This is a genomic window from Salinivirga sp. (assembly GCF_035268865.1).
Lineage (GTDB): Bacteria > Bacteroidota > Bacteroidia > Bacteroidales > Salinivirgaceae > Salinivirga.
Window position 1 is genome coordinate 1 of the sequence record NZ_DATFKB010000194.1, and the last position, 20,617, is coordinate 20,617.

The following is a 20,617-nucleotide window of genomic DNA, read 5'->3' on the forward strand; positions in this document are numbered from 1 at the left end:
ATCTCTACCATTAAAGGCTTCGAGCAAGGTTTTTGATTTCTGCCCTTTATGAAACAAACCGCTTCTCGATTCTGAATTATACTTATAATATTTATTTGTGGATTTTTCGCAATGGTTTTTATGGTATTCCATGCACCTTGATTTTGAATAATCACTGGTCTGCCCTGTTAGGCCAATAGCTGATAACAAAAATATTGCGATTAAAAGATTCCTCATTGGTAAACAAATTTAACTTTTATGGTGTCGATTTCCGGAATGAAAAGATCATCGTCGCCGTGCCGAATAACGATACCTTCAAGGTTTATATAACGGTAATTTATGCGTTTATCTAATACTGCCCTTTTAAGTTTTTCGGGAATTAAACTGTCGCGCACAGTTGCTCTGATGTTACTTCCCAGTGCAAACATGCTGTATGAATATTGATCAACAGTGCACCCCTTTTGATTTACGTCTATTTTCCCGGTCTTTAAAAAGGCCTTTTTTGTCATCTCAATTTCCCTGGCTTTAACAGGCTTGCCGCCCAGCAATACAAGCGTATCTTTTGGAAGACTATCGCTTTGTTGCGCCTTCAGCGTTAAAGCAGTGAGGGACACGATTAAAAATATAAATGCCGCTTTTTGTATATATTTAATTTTCAACAATTGCTGTCTATAATTAATTATTCTATACCAAAAATTGCTCGAATAGTTTTGGTAAGTAAAAAAACAAAATTTTTGAATTGAAAGCAAAAAAAAGGCTGTCAGATCGGAATCAAACAGCCTTTATATCTTTATTATTGCTCTTATTCAGAGAAAACTTCGAATTCAATTTCAACAGTTACCTCGCGGTGTAAGCTAATTTTAGCTTTATAAGTACCGGCTTCTTTAATGGCATCACCATCAATTGAAATCTTTTTACGGTCAATGTCAAAACCTTTTTTCTGAAGAGCTTCAGCAATTTGAATCGTATTAACAGAACCAAATATTTTGCCGGCCGAGCTGGTTTTAGCACCAATTTTAATCTCTTTTCCTTTTATTTGTTCTGCAAGCGCTTCAGCTTCTTCTTTCAGTTTTGCTTCTTTGTGGGCACGTTGACGTTTATTCTCTTCATGCATTTTCTTGTTCGACTCATCGGCCATAATCGCATAACCCCTTGGAATAAGGTAATTACGTGCATAACCATCTTTAACGTCTACAATGTCATCTGCATGCCCCAGATTAACTATATCTTGTTTTAGTATAATTTCCATATCTGAAAAGTTTTATTATTTCATCATATCGGTTACATAAGGCAATAAAGCCAGGTGGCGAGCACGCTTGATCGATATAGATAACTTTCGCTGGTATTTTAGCGATGTACCTGTAATGCGACGAGGAAGAATTTTTCCCTGCTCGTTGAGGAATTTTTTCAAAAATTCCGGATCCTTGTAATCAATATATTTAATGCGGTTTTTCTTAAACCGGCAGTACTTTTTCTTTTTGATTTCCACAGAAGGTGGCGTCAAATATCTGATATCGTCTTTTCCTTGTGCCATGGTTTATTCCTCCTCTTGTTTTTGTTTTGCTTGTTCTTTTTTAGCTCGCTTTTTCTCGTTGTACTCGATCGCATACTTGTCCAAACTAACAGTCAGGAAACGCATGATGCGCTCGTCACGACGGAATTCTACTTCCAGCTTGTTAATAAACTCAGGATCAGCCTTGAATTCAAACAAATGGTAAAATCCTGTTGATTTTTTCTGGATTGGGTAGGCAAGCTTACGAAGTCCCCAGTCTTCCTCGTGGATAACCTCTCCTCCTTTGGATTGGATTAATTCACGAAACTTACCAACCGCTTCCTTCATCTGTGCTCCAGACAAAACGGGATTTGCAATGAAAACGGTTTCGTACTGTTTCTGCATTTTTAATAAAATTTAGTTATTAATTAATGTATTCTGATTAAGCAACCTAACTTTAATTTGCTTAACGGCCTGCAAAAATAGGGTTATTTTTTTATTTTCGAAAATATTTTACTCAATTTATCACATCTTTATTAGGATCATACGCTATAATGCGAAAGAGCCCGGGGCTCCGGGCTCTTAAGAAGCAAACATTAAACTAATTGTGAAAATCTAATAAAGTTCTAAATAAAAATAAGTGATTATGTCTTGAAAAGTTCTGGTACAAATATATAATATGACTGTAAACCAATAGGTTAAACCTCGGTTAAAAAGGGTTAAAGAAAGGTTAAAGTAGATTTGAAAACACAAAATAGATGTTAGATTTGTCATTGAAAGCCAAAAAAGGAAGCTAGTTTGAAAAAAAGACAGATAAAATACATTATTGGGTTAGTCAGTTTTGCCCTGGCGGGAATCATTTTAGTTCAACTATTGTGGATCAACAATACCATGTCTGAAAATGAAAAACGTTTTAGTGCTCGGGTATTTGCCATGCTGAATCGCGTGGTACAAAAAACCGAACGTAATGAAATGGCTCTGATGTACCGCCTAAAACCCCGGAATTTCAAACGATATCAGGGTAATTCTAATCGTAGAAATACCCAAATGGACTCCATTTTCAACGAATTAAACAAACAATCAATGGAGCAAATGCGTGAAATGACAAAATCCAGTCCTTTTGGCAAGGAGCTAAATAAAGTACTGGACCATTTCGACAACATGCAATCGATGATGGACAGGAGAATGCAGGGTAAAGACCAACAGTTACAATCAATGCACCAATGGTTGAGTTTTGAAGCAGAAGTAAAACAGTTACCATTGAAAAAGCGCCTGCAATTGAGTGGTCTGGAACCTATTTTAATGGCAGAAAAACGGAATTTTAATATTACCATTCCTATGGAATATGCTGTTATAAGACCCGATTCAAATAAACCTGCCATTGCATCAAGCCAGTTCATTAATGATAAAACAGATGCAACATATAAAGCAGAAATATTTCCTAATGATGTATTGGGTACCAGTCCCAAACTGATTGTGCAATTCCCGGGTAAACAGCGCTTTTTGATGCACTCTATTCAATGGTTGCTAGTGCTTTCGTTATTGTTCACACTCATAATTTTGGTGGCTTTTTACTTAACTGTACGCACCATTATTCAGCAAAAAAAGTTATCGGAAATAAAAAACGATTTCATTAATAACATGACCCATGAGTTAAAGACGCCTATTGCCACAATAAGTCTGGCGTCAGATGCCATGAACCGTACCATAAATGACTCGGCATCGGGTTTTACAAAAATTATAAAACAGGAAAGCGAGCGCATGCACAAACATGTGGAGCATATTCTGCAAATGGCCAGAATAGATAAAAACGAGTTTAAAATACAGCCTGAACCTATTGAAGTAAATGAATTTGTACAGGATGTACTTGAAAATCAAAAACTGCGCATAGAAGAGAAAAACGGAAGCAGTCAGCTAAAATTGAGTGAAGAGAAACTACATATTGAAGCAGATCGTGACCATTTTGCCAACGTGTTGTATAATTTGATTGACAATGCTATTAAATATACCACAAAGGCTCCAGACATAAGTATAAACATATGGAAAAGAGACGATTATGCTTTTATTTCCCTGGCCGATAAAGGAATTGGTATGTCAAAGGATACACAAAAAAGGATTTTCGATAAGTTTTATCGTGCCAGCACAGGAAACGTGCACAATGTAAAAGGTTTTGGGCTCGGCCTCAGCTATGCAAAGGCAGTTATGGAGCGTCATAATGGCGACATTTTGGCAAAAAGCGAATTAAATAAAGGATCGGTTTTTACACTTAAAATTCCAATTGCTGAAGAAAATTTCGACAATAAATAAAGCATTATACCATGAAGGTTTATAAAATATTTTTAGTAGAGGATGACATCAACTTTGGCACCGTATTACGATCGTATCTCGAAATGAATAAATATACGGTAACGTGGATTGATGATGGTGAAAAAGCTATTGACGCCTTCCAGAAACAATCATATGATATTTGTATTCTGGATGTCATGTTGCCCCATACCGATGGTTTTACCATAGCAAAAGAAATACGCAAGATAAATCCGCATATTCCCTTTATATTCCTTACGGCTAAATCAATGAAGGAAGATATACTGGAAGGATTCAAAATTGGTGCTGATGATTATATTACCAAACCTTTCGACTCAGAAGTATTGCTCTACAAGATAAAAGCCATTTTGCGCCGCAAATCCATTAACCAGGAGGAAGAGAAAGAGGTTAAAGTTGGTAAGTACACTTATAACATTTCCAGACGTATACTTAAGTTGGGAGATAACGAACAAAAACTAAGTCCGAAAGAAGGCGCTTTAATGCACCTTTTTGCGCGCAATGTAAACCAGGTCGTCAACAGAGACCTGGCTTTGCGCGAGATTTGGGGCGAAAGTTCATATTTTACCACGCGCAGCATGGATGTATACATCACTAAACTTAGGAAATATTTAAAAGATGACCCGGCGCTCCATATCGAAAATGTGCATGGAAGTGGATATATACTTCACCACAATCCAAATTAAACGGTTTTGCGGCCTCTTTCAGACTTGCTATCCCATTTCTGACGTTTTTGTTTGCGGGAATAATCAATAAAAGCGATGAGCATAGATATGACAATGACATAAAACATAGTGGGCAGTATTTTTAAGTGAAACTTAATTATTTTGTTTTCTACCGCAAACTTACTACCTTGCAAAAAGGGCGCAAACACTTTTAAGTAGACGATTACGTAATTTAAGCAAAAATACAACTGCTTAATTTTAGTTAAGCAAAGCTTAAATATTTTTAAGTATCCCTGAATTTGCTTAATTTTGCTGAAAAGATTTTAGCCATGCTTCAGTTCAATTTTAAAAGGCCACTCCAGGAAGTCCTTTCGAGGCTTTTGCTGCGTACCTTTCCGGGTATCGATAAGGTATGGCTTATTGCTGAAGACGGCGAATCTGAAAACTTTAATCTTTTTGAAGCCAACCAGCATAATCAAAAAGCGCAGCTTGTAAATAAGGTTCAGGTGAAAAAGAATAACTACCTGAATTCCAAAAACTTTTACCGATGGACCAGTTTAAACGAAACGCCATTAACCGCTGACAAAGAGGCTCAAAAACAGTTTAATATTTTTGATGAATACAAAAATAGAATACTACACCTGTACATCCCGCCTATTGATGATCAGTTTATAGTGCTGTATATATTTTTTAATGAACAGCAGGCATTGACAGGAGCTCGTGCCGACAACCGATTATCTACAGAGCATAAAGAGCTTGTGGCCCACACCATTTACCATTTACTCAATTATGAATGTGAACGCTACAGTTCCGATAACCGGGTTGCTGCCCACATTAGCAATATGCAACAGAGAATTAGCACTGTACGTCAAAGCACTGGTCAGGAAGATTTCATGGAGGCTTATATCGAAGAGTACCTTGTGCAGGCCGGGCAAAAGCATGGGTATACGATTCAAATCAGTAAAAATGCCCTGAACTACCTTACAAATCAGCAGCTCAGCCCGTCGGGGCTAAAACAAATACTTGAAGAGGCCATTGCATGGCTGAGTAATTTTGGCACAGACGAAGAAGTTTTGACCATTAAAGAAGCGCATGTAATCAAACCTGCTCAAACTACCCCCCAAATGCATGGCGATCATGATCACCGGCACGACGGAAAATACAATCGAACATTTGATTTACTTGAAAAGCTGGAAGCAGCAGGCCAAAGAGTTGTACAAAACGGACAGCGATTAACCGGTGTGAATGTTGGGTTGGCCTGGGAGCCCTCTATTAGTGCGCCCGCCATAACAGATGCCTTACGTAAACACCGACAAAAAATACAAACACTGGCACGTTTGTATCCTGACCGCTGGCAGGTTATGCGTACACAGTTTAAACCGCTGCAGAATGTACTTGAATCAAATGATGAAATATTGCCCAGTGACATGCAAAGCGCCTAAATAGTGTCTGCCAGAAAAATACCTTTTATAGCCTATTTTAATCGAATAGCTTGCAACCTATTTTAGTACCTTTTTAATTAGTTTCCATTTCTTTTCGGAATATGGCGGATAGCGCATAGCCGGATCGGTCCAGGTGGTTTGATGTAAAAAAGACCTTTGGTATGAAAAAGCTTCGAAACTAAAGCGGCCATGGTACCGGCCAATGCCACTTTGCCGAACCCCGCCAAAAGGTAAATACATATTTGTCAGTTGCATAATCACATCATTTTTTACCATAGCACCGCTTTGCGTGTGTCGCTGTATCTGTTCAAAAGTACTTTTTGCACCTGTAAAAGCATATATAGCCAATGGCGGATGCAGCCTGTTGATATAAAGAATGGCATCATTGATATTTTCATAGCTCTGCACTGGTAGTATGGGACCAAAAATCTCCTCTTTCATCAAAGTATGAGCAGGTTGTACATTATCAACAATGGTTGGTTCAATATACCGTTCTTCAGCATTATAGTTTCCACCACAGAATATTTCGGCCTGATCAAGCATATTAACCAACCGCTCGAAATGGGCCTTGTTCACTATTCGCGCGTAAGCAGCCGATTCTGCGGGATTTTTGCCTAACATTGCTTTAAATTCCTTGCACAAAAGCTTCAACAAACGATCCTTAACTGACTTATGCACAACAATATGATCAGGAGCTATGCAGGTTTGCCCGGCATTTAGAATTTTGCCCCATGCAATGCGACGTGCAGCAACCTTAAGGTTGGCATCTTTATGAACCAGTACCGGACACTTACCTCCCAGTTCTAAAACTACGGGTATAAGTTTTTGAGCAGCCTGTTCATATATTTTTTGACCTACAGCAGTTGAACCTGTGAAAAAAATCATATCCCAATCGAGCTTTGACAGCTCCTGTGCCACTGTAGCATCTCCCTGCACTACAGCAATATACTTTTCAGGAAAAATCTCACTGATCATTTGCTCCAGAACAGATGAAACCGTAGGTGCATGTTCCGATGGTTTAAGCACCACCGTATTTCCGGCAGCAATAGCACCAATCAATGGTGACATAAATAGCTGAAAGGGATAATTCCAGGGAGCATAAATCAACACCTGGCCCCGCGCCTCATAATGTAGATAGCTTTTGGTCGCAAACAGTAATTTCAACGACTTTTTTACTTTTTGGGGTTTTGCCCATTGCTTGAGGTGCCTTTTTACAAAGCTTATTTCATGCTGTACAAAACCTGTTTCGGTAATAAAAGATTCATAACTACTTTTACCCAAATCGGCTTTCAGGGCAGCATGTATTGGGTCTTCATATTTTTTTATAACCTCTGCGAGCTTGTTTAGTGCTTTAATTCTAAAGTCCACATTCAAGTCTGCCTCTTCATAAAAAAATGCAGACTGACGTTTGAGCAATGCTGAAATATCTTGCATAAATTACATTTCAATAATTTCAAAAGGAATATCTATACGATCTTTATATGCCAGGCCAGACTCATACATATCTTCATCCTCTGCTTCATGGTACCATTTAATTGTAATGGCATAACCTTTGTCATACAATTCTTCGAATTTTTCAAAAATAGTATGTATAATTTTTGATGAAGAAGTATTATAATAAGTCAATTTGAAACACAGGCAAAGTTCATCAAGCGGATCCTCCATGAATTCATCAATCCACTCCAGAACCGGATTAAAAAATTCGTGTGCATCTTCCGGAAAAGATGTACCACCAATTTCAAAAGTTCCGGTGCGTTTGTCCAGTGTTATTGATGGTAAATCAGAAGTGGGCTCATGTATATAAATACTCATAGTCAATCAGCGTTTTATCGAAAACAAAATAATTTGATTTAAGTTTCCCTGTTAAAAACATAAAGATATGGATAAAGCATTAAGAAAGGAAAAAATATACAACCTTATTGAGAATTACAACCTGGAAGATGCCATGCATGAAATAGATAAGATTCTAAAACAAAATAGCCAGGATATAGATGCACTTTGCTTCAAAGGAAAAATTCTTACCAAACAACAGCAATACGGCGATGCACTCAATGTTTATAAACATGTACTTACAATTGATCCAGATTATGATAAAGCAGCCACCTCAATTAACATGATTAACAATATTTTAAAAATTAGAAGAACCTTCTATTTTGAAAATACGTATACAGATGATGAACTATATTCATAATTTGTGGCATAAGTTTTGTAATATTCAAAGTGATTCATGGCTATTTTTTCATATGCAGTAATTTAGTTAGTGATTAAGACCCGGATTTCTCCCAGATTTCCGGGTCTTTTGTTTTATTCCTTTGTGTTTCAATAGATGAGTTCTTTAAAAGATAAAAACTTCTTAAATTAGGCGGATGCTTCAAAATTTTAATCAATTTGATTTAACCTACATGAAAAAAAATATGTAGGTTTGAGGCTGGAAAAGCTTTATAAAAAAATATATACAATGCGTTTAAACAAATATGTATTGTTTGCCATATTTGCCTTTGCTGTAATGCATAGTCAGCAGCTGGTAGCTCAGGACACCCTTAAAGTAAACAAAACTAACAATAAGGTATTTATATCTGGAAAACCCTTTTACATACACATAGTAAAAAGAGGGCAGACATTATACAGAATTGCTAAAGCCTACAATGTAACAGTGGAAGATATTGAAAAGGAAAATTTCAATATAAAAGCGGAAGGATTGTCAGTCGGCCAGCCTGTAAAAATTCCCATAAGTAAAGAAAAAGCACCTGCCCCTGAAAAAGCAGATATGCCACGCATCCATGTGGTTGATTCCGGGGAAACAGCATATTCTATCGCCAGAAACTACCATATCTCCCTCAAAAATCTTTATTCGCTTAACCCCGGTGCTAAAGATGCCATTTACCGCGGACAAAAACTTTTCCTGCCCGAAAAACCCGATACCACCACAGCAAAAGTTTTGCAGGATGCCGATTTCATATACCATATTATAAAAAAAGGCGAAACACTTTATTCCATTGCCCGTGCATATGGTGTTAAAGCGCGTAAAATAAAGAGAGAAAACAACAATATTGACCCAAATGATTTGCAACCCGGCCAGGTAATTAAAATCGAAAAGGGTGAAGTAAAATACGCGGATCAAAAACCTACAGCGAAAAAGAAGAAATACTATTACCACAATGTTAAACCCGGCGAAACATTATATTCAATTGCCATAAAATATGAAACCACTGATACTAAAATAATTGAGCATAATCCACAACTAACCAGACGAGAACTGCTTTCGGGCGAATACATTAAATTACCAAAAGATGAAATAACCCTACCCGATACCCTTCCATCTCAACCTGACGGAATGATAACTCAAACCTCAGACTCATTGCTGCAGGATACCTGCCAATGCCCGGTTGATGGTGGAAAGGACAGAATGCAGGTTGCATTAATGCTCCCACTCTACAGCTTTACAAATGATACCATTAACCGCAACCTAACTTACCAAAAAATATATAAGCGCAGTCGTATATTTTTGGACTTTTATGAGGGCGTGTTGCTTGCAGTTGAGGATATGAGTAAAAAGGGAATGAATATCGACCTGCATGTTTTTGATACAGAAAACGACACGCTAAAAGTTAAATCCATAACTGAAAGTTCACTTTTTCCCTATTTTGACCTTATTATCGGACCGGTTTACAGCCAAAACTTACCTATTGTGGTAGAGAGAGCCAAACTGTTTGATATTCCCGTGGTTAGTCCGCTAAGTACGGAACCGGACTTTTTGAAAAACTATGTTAAAGGTTTCCAGGTAAGTCCTACGGAGCACATTCTGCATCGAAAAACCATTGCTACTACGAAGGAATTTAAAGCCGATAATTACATCATCATTAAAAATGGCAACCGACCTGAGGAATCGTTTGTAAATGCTTTTAAAGACGAATTTTTCAGGGGTAAAACAGTTAATGAAATTGAACACCTTGGCTATGCCGAAATAACTTACTATGCAGGAGACGAAGAACTCAACCTTGATCCGTTTGTAGACAGTCTGCATAATTTTGTCATACTACCATCGTCTGACAAAGCATTTGTGAGTGACGTGGTTGCCAGGCTCAATACACTTAGCGAAAACCACGACATTACACTTTTTGGCCACCCCCGGATGATCAACTATGAGAACATTGACATACAGTTTTTCCATAATCTGAATACCCATATTTTTAATCTCAATTACATAGATTATGAATCTGAGGCGGTGCTCGATTTTGTATATAAACACCGTAAATTTTTTGAAAAAGAACCTGGCAAGTATGCATTTTACGGGTATGATATAAGTTATTACTTTATGCATGCCTATCAATTATTTGGAGGGCGTTTTTATTGTTGTTTTGACCAGTTTTATCCAGCTTTGCTACAGATGAATTTCAATTTTCAACAGCAAAATAAGGGTAGCGGTTTTATCAATGAAGAAATGCTTCTTTTAAACTTTCAACGTAACTATTTACTTCGCCCCGTAACAGAATCAAATCGATAGTATATGGATGTATTTGGCGGTACGCTGGTCATTATAGCTGTGCTTTTTATTCTATTAAGTCTTTACCTTGAATGGATTGGTCCTGCCTATACATTTTTGGTAGCAGTTGTTTTTTTGGGTATTTTCGGTGTGCTTTCGCCCTCTGAAATATTGGCTGGATTTGCCAACGAGCAACTGGCTGTTATTATACTGCTTATTTTGCTTGGCGACATCATCCGGCGAACTTCCGTCATTGAAATTGCTTTTGAACGAATTTTTAAAAGAGCCAATACCGTCTCGCGATTCCGGAATCGCATGATGATAATGGTGGGGTTTTTCTCGGCCTTTTTAAATAATACACCCCTTGTAGCCATTATGATGCCATTTGTACACAATTGGTCGAAAAAACACAACGAATCACCTTCAAAATTACTCATCCCGCTTTCATATGCAGCCATTTTAGGTGGTTGTGCCACTTTGATTGGAACTTCTACCAACCTTATTGTAAGTGGATTTGTACAGGATCAAAGCATCATACCCAACCTTGAGCCACTCAATATGTTCGATTTTGCTTATGTTGGTGTTCCTATGCTCATATTGGGTTACCTTTATCTGGCGCTATTCAGTGATAAACTATTGCCATGGAATAAAGATGCTTTATCGGACATTTCCCGTTCATCAAGAAAATTCATTCTTGAGGCGCAAATTCGGCCCAAATCTCACCTGATTAATAAACCACTGCATCAGTCGGGACTTATTGGAATTGAAGGGCTGTTTTTGTTTGAAATTATCCGCGACAAACAAACCATCAAGGTAAGTGATGAAGGACTTATATTGAAAGAAAACGATATGCTGCGATTTGCAGCAGAGTCAAACAATGTGGCTGACCTGTTGAGCGATACCAGCGGGCTGACTTTCCCCAAAGTTGGGATGCTCAAGCATAAAAGTAAAACCGAGTTGGTTGAAGTAGTGGTCTCACATAATTCCACACTTATTTCCAAAGAGGTACAGCAGATCAATTTCAGAGCTAAATTTAATGGAGCGCTTATTGCGATACACCGCAATGGTGAGCGTTTAACAGGAGTTATTGATGATGAAAAACTGCGCGCAGGCGATGTCCTTCTGTTGCTGGTAGATGACCTGTTTGCAGAACGCATCACTTATAGTTCCGATGTATACTACATCTCACAAATCAAGGAAGTGCGCAGATTAGGGGTCTTCCGCACTACCCTGTTGCTTGGCGGCACACTTGTAGCTATTATGCTTTCGGCATTTCGTATTATTCCATTGTTTATGGGGATAATGGTGTTATTACTTATACTTTTACCATTGAAAATTACCAGCCCCAAAGATATGCATAAAAGCATAGATTACGACCTGATTCTGATTATAGCCCTGGCCATTGCGCTTGGAAATGCAATGCTCAAAACAGGTGTGGCCGATATGGTGGCAAATCTCTTTATTGAGGCTTTCCTGCCATGGGGACATGTCGCACTGCTTGCAGGTATATATTTTGTAACATCGATTTTGGCTGCTTATATTACCAATAAAGCTGCCGTTGCTTTGATCTTCCCCATTTCATTATCGCTGGCAGCCAACCTGGACCTCAATCCTATGCCTTTCATACTGGTTGTGGCTTTTGCTGCAGCTGCAAACTTCATAACCCCGCATGGTTACCAAACAAACCTCATGGTTTATGGTCCGGGGCGCTATACTTTCAGGAATTTCTTCCGAATAGGTTTTCCGCTTACGCTAATTTATATGGCTGGCACCATTGCTATTTTAAGCCTTATGTATTTTTAGCGCAGGTTTTGTTTTATCCTTCATTTTTTTATCAAGGATGGTAAAAAAGTCAGAATTAAAAGTACCGTCCATGGAAGAAACACAAAATTAAAAGGTTGTAAGCCCGCTACTATAAATCGTGTGATTAAAGCAAAAATGACGAAATACCCAATGACCTGAAATATTGTTTTATTGTTTCTTACCCGGTTTACAAAAAGTAATAGGTATAACGGGTTAATCCACAATAAATTCCAGTTATTCATAAACTCTGGATGCTCCGAAAAAAACTGAAGTCCCAAAATTAAAATGCCTGGTAATGCGGTAAGCAGCCACATAACTTTTACGAATAGTTCCTTAGATATAAACAGCCACACCATTACGAGCAACAAATAAAAAGTAATGATGTAAAACCAACTCCGGACATTGGGCTGTTGCCGATAGCTAACCACATTTATGCGCCTTTTTACAACTGGCCTGCCATTAGATTTTAAGGTATCGATACCCGCCATTAATTTATGTGGCAAAGCCATTGCTTGTAACGGGTTCAATTCCCGGTCAAGTTTAGTGCCGGTAATTAAGTCAATGCCGACCTTCAAAACGGGTTTTTCGCTGAGGTAATACTCCAGCATTTGCCTGAAGGTTATACCTGCCTGTTTTTGGGTTAATGATATTTTTTTACCTAAAGCTTCAATTATCAAATCGCGAACCTCTGTTGTGCAGTTTTTATCCATAAAATGATAAAGATAGTACCTGTTTTCAGGTCGGTACAAAAACCGGAGTGTATCAACCAGCTGTTTTTTCTGTGCTGTGGGCATATCAATTTCCTGCTCTACAACCGATCGGCCGTGAGAACTGTATTTTGCAAGAAATTCCAGATAGGAATGAATACCCAGGCGGTATTTTAATCTCCCCTGTAGAAATTTCATGTAAAAATTTGTTGTATCAAAATCAAATTGACCGAAGTTATAAACCAAATCATCGCCGGTTTGCCGGTTATGAACTCTTAAGGCCGTATGTCCAAAGGCACTGTACAACTCATCGCCCGCCGAGCAGGTTAATACGCTTATTTTTATTTTATCGTTGGTCCAGGCATTTAGTGATAAAAACAGGATTATGACCAACAGAAATCGTTGCATTTGGTAATGGAATTATTGTCAGTTGCAAAATTGCACAATAAAAGTAAAAAAACAGCTATATGATGCGCTTTTCTTAAATTTGACAATTAATTGTCCTTAACTACCACACTGTATAAAACCGGAACTACCACAAGTGTTAAAAATGTAGATATAAGCAATCCTCCAATGATGGTCCATCCCATTGGTGCCCATAAGTCACCGCCTTGTAAGGTCAGAGGTAATAGTCCGCCGGCAGTGGTCAGTGTGGTCAGAATAATGGGTGTAAACCTGGTTTCGCCTGATATGCGCAATGCTTCAAATTTGGAATGGCCCTCTTTACGCAGCCAGTTTGTATAATCCACCAGTATTATTGCATTGTTTATGACAATCCCGACAAGACTTGTAAGACCAATAAATGCGGTAAATGAGAAGGTATTGCCTGTAATCATCAATGCATAGACCGACCCGATCATAGCAAGGGGAATGGTGGCAAAAATAATCAATGGCTGTGTATATGACCTGAATTGTAGCACCAACACGGCAAAAATCATGAGAATTGCAATAAGCACGGCTCGCTGCATACCGCCAAAGCTCTCCTTTCGACTTTCGAGTTCACCTCCAATGTAGTAATCATAGCCTTCAGGGAAATTATAACTTTTCAGCCTGGCAATAACCGGTTCGAGTGCTTCATCAAGGCTGGCTCCTTTTTCCAGATCTGCCGTCAGTAGCGCAGTTCTCTCGTAATTGAAGCGTCTGATTTCATTTGGTGCTTTTTGAAATTTTATTGATGCCAGTTGATTTAGCGGTACAGCATATCCGGCCATTGATTTAATGTATACCTTTCTGAAATCATCAGGACTAAATTCATCACCCTGGGGCATGCGAAGTGTAATTGGGTACTCCTCTCCTTTTTCATCGCGGAATTGATCGACCTGCATACCTGCAACTGCAGTGCGTACTGCTTTGTCGATTGCATGAACAGGGACACCATACATGTTGGCTTTGTCGCGGTTAATATCTACCAGTAAATCGGTACGTACCTTTGAAAGGGAGTTATCCAGATTTATTACGCCTGGTTGCCTGGCAAGCAAATTTTCGAAGGTTTTTGAAATTTTACGCAATCGTTCCAGTTCATTGCCTTTAATGTACACCATTATAGGGGCATCGACAGGTGGACTCTGCTCAAATTCTTTTATTTCAATGCGGGCATCGGGGTACTTATCAAATAAACCACGCAGACGATCCACAAGGGCATCAAATTTATCCACGTCGTAGGATTCCAACTGAACAAAGACCTCACCAAAGCTTTTCTGATAGTTTTTAGACAGTACATTGTAATAAATCCGTGGATTGCCGTGGCCGATATTGCTGGCATAAAATTTAACATCGGGAATAGAATCAAGTACGGTTTCTATGTGCGTTACCACTTCACTCGTATGCTCCAGGCTACTTCCTTGCGGAAGGTTTGCTCGCACCAAAAATTGTCCTTTCTCTGCCTTGGGAAAAAAACTTATACCTAAATACAAATAAGCCATCAACATGGTAATAGAAAAAACACCAATTGCGCCCCATATTACAAGCCACCTGTGCTTTAATGCAAAAACAATAGTATCGCGGTAACTGTGCTCCACCAGGTAGTTAAATAAGCGTTTGATGCCCTTCGCCTGTTTACCATCATTTTTGGTTGTTGCATTACTCCTGTTTTTAAAAAAACGACTGGCTAACAGGGGTGTGAGTGTTAAGGCCAATAATAGCGAAACAGATAATGTTAAAATAATGGTCACCGGCATACTTCTGATAAAAACACCAGCCTTGTCGGGCATGGCTATGATGGGGACAAAAGCCAATACCGTAGTGAGCGTAGCCGCAATAACGGGCCATCCGATTTCTGCAGCAGCAAGCACAGCAGCCTTAGCCGGTTTATTACCCTGATCAATGTAGCGATTAATACCTTCGGTCATTACAATGGAGTTATCGACCAGCAATCCAAGTGCAATTACCAATCCTGCAATGGTCATCTGCTGCATGGCAAAACCTGATATATCGACCCCGAACAGGCCAATAATGATAGAGAGCGGAATGGCAATAATGACCAGAAAGGCTGACCGCACGCCAAGCGCAAGAAAGATTAAAATACCTACCAGGGCAATACCCTGAAAAAGATTACCCTGAAAGTTAGAAATCTTGTTTTCAACCTCACGTGATTGCTTAAACACCCGGTTTAATTCAATATTGGCACTAAATTGACTGTCAATTTTTTGTAAAACCCGGTCTACCTCTTTTGTAGTTTCAAAAACATTACGCCCTTCTTTTTGGTATATGGCCACGAAAACTGATTTGATACCCTTGAAACGACCTTTATATTTTTCGTCTTCATCCCCCATTCGTACGGTTGCCACATCTTTGAGGCGAATTAAATACCCATTTTGTGCATGCACAACCGTAGCAGCTATTTGGTCCAAATTGGTGTATGCACCACTTGTTTTAACCCCAAAACTACGTTGACCCAGCTTCACCGAGCCACCTGGAATATTTGCATTGTTGCTCTTTATGGCTTTTGCCACACGATCGATACCCAGGTTCAGAGCGCCCATTTTTTCCATATCGAGCTCTACAATAACCTCTTGTTCAGGTGCAGCAAGTACTTCTACTTTGCGTATAGCTGGTAACTTTTTAACAGCATCCTGAATTTTTTCGGCTTTCATGCGCAATACATGATAAGGCAGGCTATCTGCAGTGAGGGCTAACTGCATTAAAACCTGATCTGAAACCCGCCATTTTAGGGTTTCCAGACTGTATAAATCATCTGGCAATGCTTCCCGCACGCTATTTATCTCCTGCACTACCTTGTTGTATTTTTCATCGGTATCTACACCAAAATAAAATTCCACATTGACCACCACAAGTCCATCACGAATAGAGGTGGAAACCCGTTTAATATCTTCAAGTTCGCTAATAGCATCTTCAATGGGCTGTGCAATAAGCTGCTCAAGATCAACCGGATTGGCTCCGGGGTAAATGGCAAAAACGGTTGCTGCAGGTACCGTTATTTGTGGATTCTCAGTACGGGGCATATTCAAAAATGAATTCATGCCAATTACAAACAATAGCAGAAAAATAATGGTAGCAAACTTATGATGCTTAAGTACAAGCGATGTAATGCCCATAGAGTCAGTTCTTTTGAATAATTTTCACTTCCTGTCCTGTCGAAACAAAACTTTTACCACTTGTAATAACTTTTTCCCCCTTTTTTAAACCTTTCTGTACGTAAAGATTTGCCCGGTCGACACGTGCTATTTGTATCTGACGCCGTTGGGCCTTAGCCTCTTCTAAGACATACACATACCCCTCATTGCCACTGGCTTCGACCAGAGCATCGATAGGTATTTTAAAGTACTGTTGTGTTGTTCCTGGATAAATTTTAACACGCGTAATCATACCTGTAGTCATTGACAAATCGGTTTTTTCAAAAATTAATTTGACGCGATAAGTACCAGTATATTTTTCAGGTAATGGATTGATTTGTTCTATGCGTGCGTTGAAAGACTTACCTGGGTGCGCATCCATGCTAAGCACAGCGCTGTCACCTTTTTTGATTTGCACCCACTCACGATCTGTTACCTGGGCTACTACACGATATTGCCTGCCGGTAATACCAAGTACAATAAGCGGGTACCCGGCACCAATCATTTCGCCGGGTTGTGCCAGTTGCCTTAAAACAGTTGCTGGCTGGGGTGCTTTAATTGTAGCGTGTTTTTGGTTAAAACGGGCCATTTGCAATTCGGCACGTGCTGCTTCCAGGGCAGTTTTTGTATTTTGCCATTGTTCGAGTGTGGCCACACTATCTTTGTACAAATTGTTTACACGTTCAAAATCACGATTGGCTTTATCAACGGCGAGTTTGGCTTGTTTTACTCTGGAGGATATTTCAACCGTATTTAAACGGGCAAGTGTTTGGTCTTTGGCTACCTGGTCTCCGGGTTCAACATTAATCTGATCAATGATACCGCCAATTTTAAAGCTCAGTTTGAGGTTTTTGTCTGCTTCTATGGTACCTACCGTGTGAATGGGCCATTGCCTGGTAACCCGCTCCACGGTCTCAACAGCAACTTCAGGGTTCGTTGATTCCTTTTTGCCTGGGTTGTCGATCTGGCAACTTACCAAAACCATTAATACAATTATGATAAAAGGACTATTTTTCATACTGATCGTATTTTTGCTCCATATTTATTTGGGCAGCAACTTTCTCAAGCCGTGCCTTTTTTATGTAAAAATCATATCTGGAAATAACCTGTTGTTCCTGCGCTATTCTAAATTCTTCCAGGGCATTAATATGTTCAAGTTGATTTACCATGCCTTGCCGGTATTTTTTATTAATGATTTTCCATGTAGCTTTTGTATGTTTCACCTGTTGTGTTTTGGCCTCATACTTCTTGTAAGCAGCTCTCAGACTGTAATATGCATTAATCAACTGTATATCAATCTGTTTTTGCACTTTTTGTTTTTCCAATTCAGCCTCCTGAAGGCCAATGCGTGCTTTCTCCAGTTTTGAATTCCGTCTCATTCCCCGAAAAAGGGGCCATTGCAACACAAGTGATGCAATGTAAAAGTCATCATCGTGCTCAAACTGATAATGTTTGCCCTGAAAACCATAATCAAAAACAAATGTAAGTTCTGGCCAGTAGTTCGATTTCATGAGTTTTTCATTATATCGGGCAGCCTTAGCCGCTGCATACACCTGTTCCATTTCTTCACGCTGTGAAGCGTTCTGTTGAAAAGTATCAATTTTTTGGATCGGAATGAGCGAGTCAAATTGAGTATCTTTTTCAATCGTATGTCCCAGATCTCTGTTAAGCAAAAAGTTAAACCACAACCTGGCCTTTTGCGTTTTTTCTGTTGCACCGGCATGTGCCTCCTCCCATTCGGCAATGCGGGTTTTGGACTTTAAAACATGGTCGTAGGTCACTTTCTGATTTTCATACATTTTTTTGTTTACATACAGGTTCTCATCTAAAATACGCTTGTTTTTATTTAAAACCTCCAATAAACCAATACTTTTCAGATAATTAAAATATGCCTTTTTAATTTCTGATACCAGTTCCCGGGCATAGGCATTGCGACCCTGTTTTTTTACATTACTCATGGCCTGGCTCATTTTGTGCTTATAATAAATTTCTCCGTTTAATATAGGCTGCGTTAGCCTGATTTTGGTTTCATGCTCCTGTGTGCGTAAAAAATCGAATTGCTGGTTCTCTATCTGCGGAAACATTGCAGTACCAGTAAGCTGATTAAGTGTACTATAAACAGGGTTTAACATATCTCCAACGGGCAAATCAATCGTACGTCCGCCATCTGCCCTCGAAAATCTTGCATTGACAGTTATTTCGGGCCAGTAATAGCTTTTTGCCTGTTTAATTATTTCAACGCTTTTTCGGTAATCAAGCGTTTTCTGTTTTAGTACAATATTATTTTCAAGGCCTTCATTTATATAACCGCCCAATAATGATGATTGACCAAAAGTATTGGTTGACAGCAATAAAGGTCCCAGAAATAAAAAAATACTCAGATATGGCTTCATAAATCTTCAATTGTTAAAGCAAAACGAATTTACAAAGGAATTGGTTTATATTAAAAAGGTAGTCATATAAATGTGGTTCTAATTATAAAAAAAGCCCCGCAAGCAGCGGAGCTTTGTATGCATTAAAATTATTTAATATCTATACAATACCTTGATCAAGCATGGCATCTGCAACTTTTACAAATCCACCAATATTCGAACCTTTAACATAATCAATAGAACCATCATCACGTTTTCCGAATTTTACACATGTAGAATGAATATCCTTCATAATGGTATGTAGTCGTTTATCAACCTCTTCTCTGGTCCAGGCGAGACGCATGCTGTTCTGTGTCATTTCAAGACCTGAAACAGCCACACCACCGGCATTAGCTGCTTTACCAGGGCCATAAAGTACGCGCTTTTCCTGGAAATACTCAACTGCTTCGGGGGTAGTAGGCATATTGGCCCCTTCAGAAACAACATAACAACCATTTTCCACTAAAGTCTTAGCTTCGTCTTCATTGATCTCATTTTGGGTAGCACATGGCATTGCCACATCGCATTTTACAATCCAGGGGCGCTGAGCATCGTGATATTCCACATCATATTTATTTGCATATTCTTTGATGCGGCCGCGTTTCACATTCTTAAGATGCATCACATACTTTAATTTCTCTTCATCAATACCATTAGGATCGTGTATAAAGCCACTACTGTCGGAAAGTGTAATTACTTTTCCACCCATTTCAGTAACTTTTTCTGTGGCAAATTGTGCCACATTACCCGACCCTGAAATTGCGACTACTTTTCCTTTAAAGTCTTCTCCACGGGTTTTGAGCATCTCTTCCGCAAAATATGTAGCTCCATAGCCTGTAGCTTCAGGTCTAATGAGGGAGCCCCCCCACTCTTTAGCTTTTCCGGTAAATACGCCCACAAACTCATTTCTGAGTTTTTTATACATACCAAATAAAAATCCAATTTCGCGTCCACCCACACCTATATCACCTGCCGGAACATCAGTATTTGGACCTAAATGCCTGTGCAACTCGTTCATGAAACTTTGACAAAAACGCATTACCTCATGATCTGATTTGCCTTTGGGGTCGAAATCTGAGCCGCCTTTACCACCGCCCATTGGCAAAGTAGTAAGGGAATTTTTAAATACCTGCTCGAATGCTAAAAATTTAAGAATACTCAGATTCACAGTCGGGTGAAAACGCAATCCTCCTTTATAAGGCCCAATAGCGCTATTCATCTCAATTCGATAGCCGCGGTTCACCTGAATATTGCCTTTATCATCGACCCAGGGTACACGGAACAATATCATGCGTTCCGGTTCTGCAATACGTTCAAGGACTTTTGCTTCCTTGTATTGCGGGTTTTCCTCAATAAATGGAATTAATGATTCGGCTACTTCTTTAACCGCTTGCTGAAATTCCTCTTCACCCGGATTTTTCATTTCAATCCTGGACATGAAGTCATTTAGTGCTTGTTGATGCATGTTTTCCATAAGGTAAAATTTTAGTTAGCACTTTCAATTTACTTCATATATTTCACATAATCAAACATTTTGAAAACTGATTGTTAGTACCTTGCATTTGGTTTTGGATCAAAAGACATATATTTCTGGTTTTAACCTATTAAACTCAATTATTCAGGTTTATTTGTCAAAGAACCTCAAATAATGTAAATTGAAAGAGTAAAATCTTTTCACTTAGTATTAATGCGTAAAAGCATCCAGAATGAGTCAAAACAACCAACAGGATGATACACGGGG

Annotated in this window: 17 protein-coding genes; 6 read left to right on the forward strand and 11 right to left on the reverse strand. The window is 38.9% G+C overall.

Features of this window, described 5'->3' with window-relative positions; all coding sequences use genetic code 11:
• Nucleotides 1–212: 212 nt before the first annotated feature.
• The 4 genes from VJ937_RS11735 to rpsF form a co-directional block, all read right to left on the reverse strand.
• Nucleotides 213–593, reverse strand: coding sequence for a hypothetical protein (locus VJ937_RS11735; protein ID WP_324067316.1), 381 nt, complete (start codon nt 591–593; stop codon nt 213–215).
• Between the two features lie 188 nt (nt 594–781).
• A complete protein-coding gene (gene rplI / locus VJ937_RS11740; protein ID WP_324067318.1) occupies nt 782–1,228 on the reverse strand; it encodes a 50S ribosomal protein L9 in 447 nt (148 codons plus the stop codon).
• Nucleotides 1,229–1,243: 15 nt separating this feature from the next.
• Nucleotides 1,244–1,513, reverse strand: a complete 270-nt coding sequence (gene rpsR, locus VJ937_RS11745; protein WP_324067320.1) for a 30S ribosomal protein S18 — start codon at nt 1,511–1,513, stop codon at nt 1,244–1,246.
• Between the two features lie 3 nt (nt 1,514–1,516).
• Complete coding sequence (rpsF, locus tag VJ937_RS11750) at nt 1,517–1,876, reverse strand: 30S ribosomal protein S6 (protein ID WP_057951363.1); 360 nt, start codon at nt 1,874–1,876, stop codon at nt 1,517–1,519.
• A gap of 393 nt (nt 1,877–2,269) precedes the next feature.
• On the opposite strand from rpsF, the gene VJ937_RS11755 reads away from it, so the two are divergent.
• The 3 genes from VJ937_RS11755 (at nt 2,270) to VJ937_RS11765 (ending at nt 5,900) form a co-directional block, all read left to right on the forward strand.
• Nucleotides 2,270–3,778: a HAMP domain-containing sensor histidine kinase gene (locus VJ937_RS11755; RefSeq protein WP_324067324.1), complete on the forward strand. Its 1,509-nt coding sequence runs from the start codon at nt 2,270–2,272 to the stop codon at nt 3,776–3,778.
• 11 nt (nt 3,779–3,789) lie between these two features.
• Nucleotides 3,790–4,479 carry a response regulator transcription factor gene (locus VJ937_RS11760; protein ID WP_324067326.1) on the forward strand — a complete coding sequence of 230 codons (690 nt, stop codon included), beginning with the start codon at nt 3,790–3,792 and terminating at the stop codon, nt 4,477–4,479.
• A gap of 308 nt (nt 4,480–4,787) precedes the next feature.
• Nucleotides 4,788–5,900 (forward strand): hypothetical protein, encoded by a 1,113-nt coding sequence (locus VJ937_RS11765; RefSeq protein ID WP_324067328.1) that lies wholly within the window; start codon nt 4,788–4,790, stop codon nt 5,898–5,900.
• 57 nt (nt 5,901–5,957) lie between these two features.
• Here the strand turns inward: VJ937_RS11765 and VJ937_RS11770 are convergent, their stop codons facing one another.
• Together VJ937_RS11770 and VJ937_RS11775 are read right to left on the reverse strand one after the other, a co-directional pair.
• Nucleotides 5,958–7,334 carry an aldehyde dehydrogenase gene (locus VJ937_RS11770; RefSeq protein ID WP_324067331.1) on the reverse strand — a complete coding sequence of 459 codons (1,377 nt, stop codon included), beginning with the start codon at nt 7,332–7,334 and terminating at the stop codon, nt 5,958–5,960.
• 3 nt (nt 7,335–7,337) lie between these two features.
• A complete protein-coding gene (locus VJ937_RS11775) occupies nt 7,338–7,712 on the reverse strand; it encodes a DUF1987 domain-containing protein (protein WP_324067333.1) in 375 nt (124 codons plus the stop codon).
• A gap of 67 nt (nt 7,713–7,779) precedes the next feature.
• Between VJ937_RS11775 and VJ937_RS11780 the strand changes: the two genes are divergently transcribed.
• The 3 genes from VJ937_RS11780 to VJ937_RS11790 all read left to right on the forward strand — a co-directional run bounded on the left by VJ937_RS11780 (nt 7,780) and on the right by VJ937_RS11790 (nt 12,186).
• Nucleotides 7,780–8,091: a hypothetical protein gene (locus VJ937_RS11780; RefSeq protein ID WP_324067335.1), complete on the forward strand. Its 312-nt coding sequence runs from the start codon at nt 7,780–7,782 to the stop codon at nt 8,089–8,091.
• Between the two features lie 267 nt (nt 8,092–8,358).
• Nucleotides 8,359–10,404 (forward strand): LysM peptidoglycan-binding domain-containing protein, encoded by a 2,046-nt coding sequence (locus VJ937_RS11785; protein ID WP_324067337.1) that lies wholly within the window; start codon nt 8,359–8,361, stop codon nt 10,402–10,404.
• Nucleotides 10,405–10,407: 3 nt separating this feature from the next.
• Nucleotides 10,408–12,186, forward strand: a complete 1,779-nt coding sequence (locus VJ937_RS11790; RefSeq protein ID WP_324067339.1) for an SLC13 family permease — start codon at nt 10,408–10,410, stop codon at nt 12,184–12,186.
• Between the two features lie 20 nt (nt 12,187–12,206).
• On the opposite strand, the gene VJ937_RS11795 is transcribed toward VJ937_RS11790, so the two are convergent.
• The 5 genes from VJ937_RS11795 to gdhA form a co-directional block, all read right to left on the reverse strand.
• Entirely contained in the window at nt 12,207–13,301 is a 1,095-nt protein-coding gene (locus VJ937_RS11795) for a DUF4105 domain-containing protein (protein WP_324067341.1), read from the reverse strand.
• 86 nt (nt 13,302–13,387) lie between these two features.
• On the reverse strand, nt 13,388–16,447 hold the full coding sequence (locus VJ937_RS11800) for an efflux RND transporter permease subunit (RefSeq protein WP_324067344.1): 3,060 nt from the start codon (nt 16,445–16,447) through the stop codon (nt 13,388–13,390).
• Between the two features lie 4 nt (nt 16,448–16,451).
• Complete coding sequence (locus VJ937_RS11805) at nt 16,452–17,483, reverse strand: efflux RND transporter periplasmic adaptor subunit (RefSeq protein WP_324067346.1); 1,032 nt, start codon at nt 17,481–17,483, stop codon at nt 16,452–16,454.
• On the reverse strand, nt 17,473–18,858 hold the full coding sequence (locus VJ937_RS11810; RefSeq protein WP_324067349.1) for a TolC family protein: 1,386 nt from the start codon (nt 18,856–18,858) through the stop codon (nt 17,473–17,475). Before VJ937_RS11810 ends, VJ937_RS11805 begins: the two co-directional genes overlap by 11 nt.
• Nucleotides 18,859–18,997: 139 nt before the next feature.
• Nucleotides 18,998–20,350, reverse strand: a complete 1,353-nt coding sequence (gene gdhA / locus VJ937_RS11815) for an NADP-specific glutamate dehydrogenase (protein ID WP_324067351.1) — start codon at nt 20,348–20,350, stop codon at nt 18,998–19,000.
• Nucleotides 20,351–20,617: the final 267 nt, after the last annotated feature.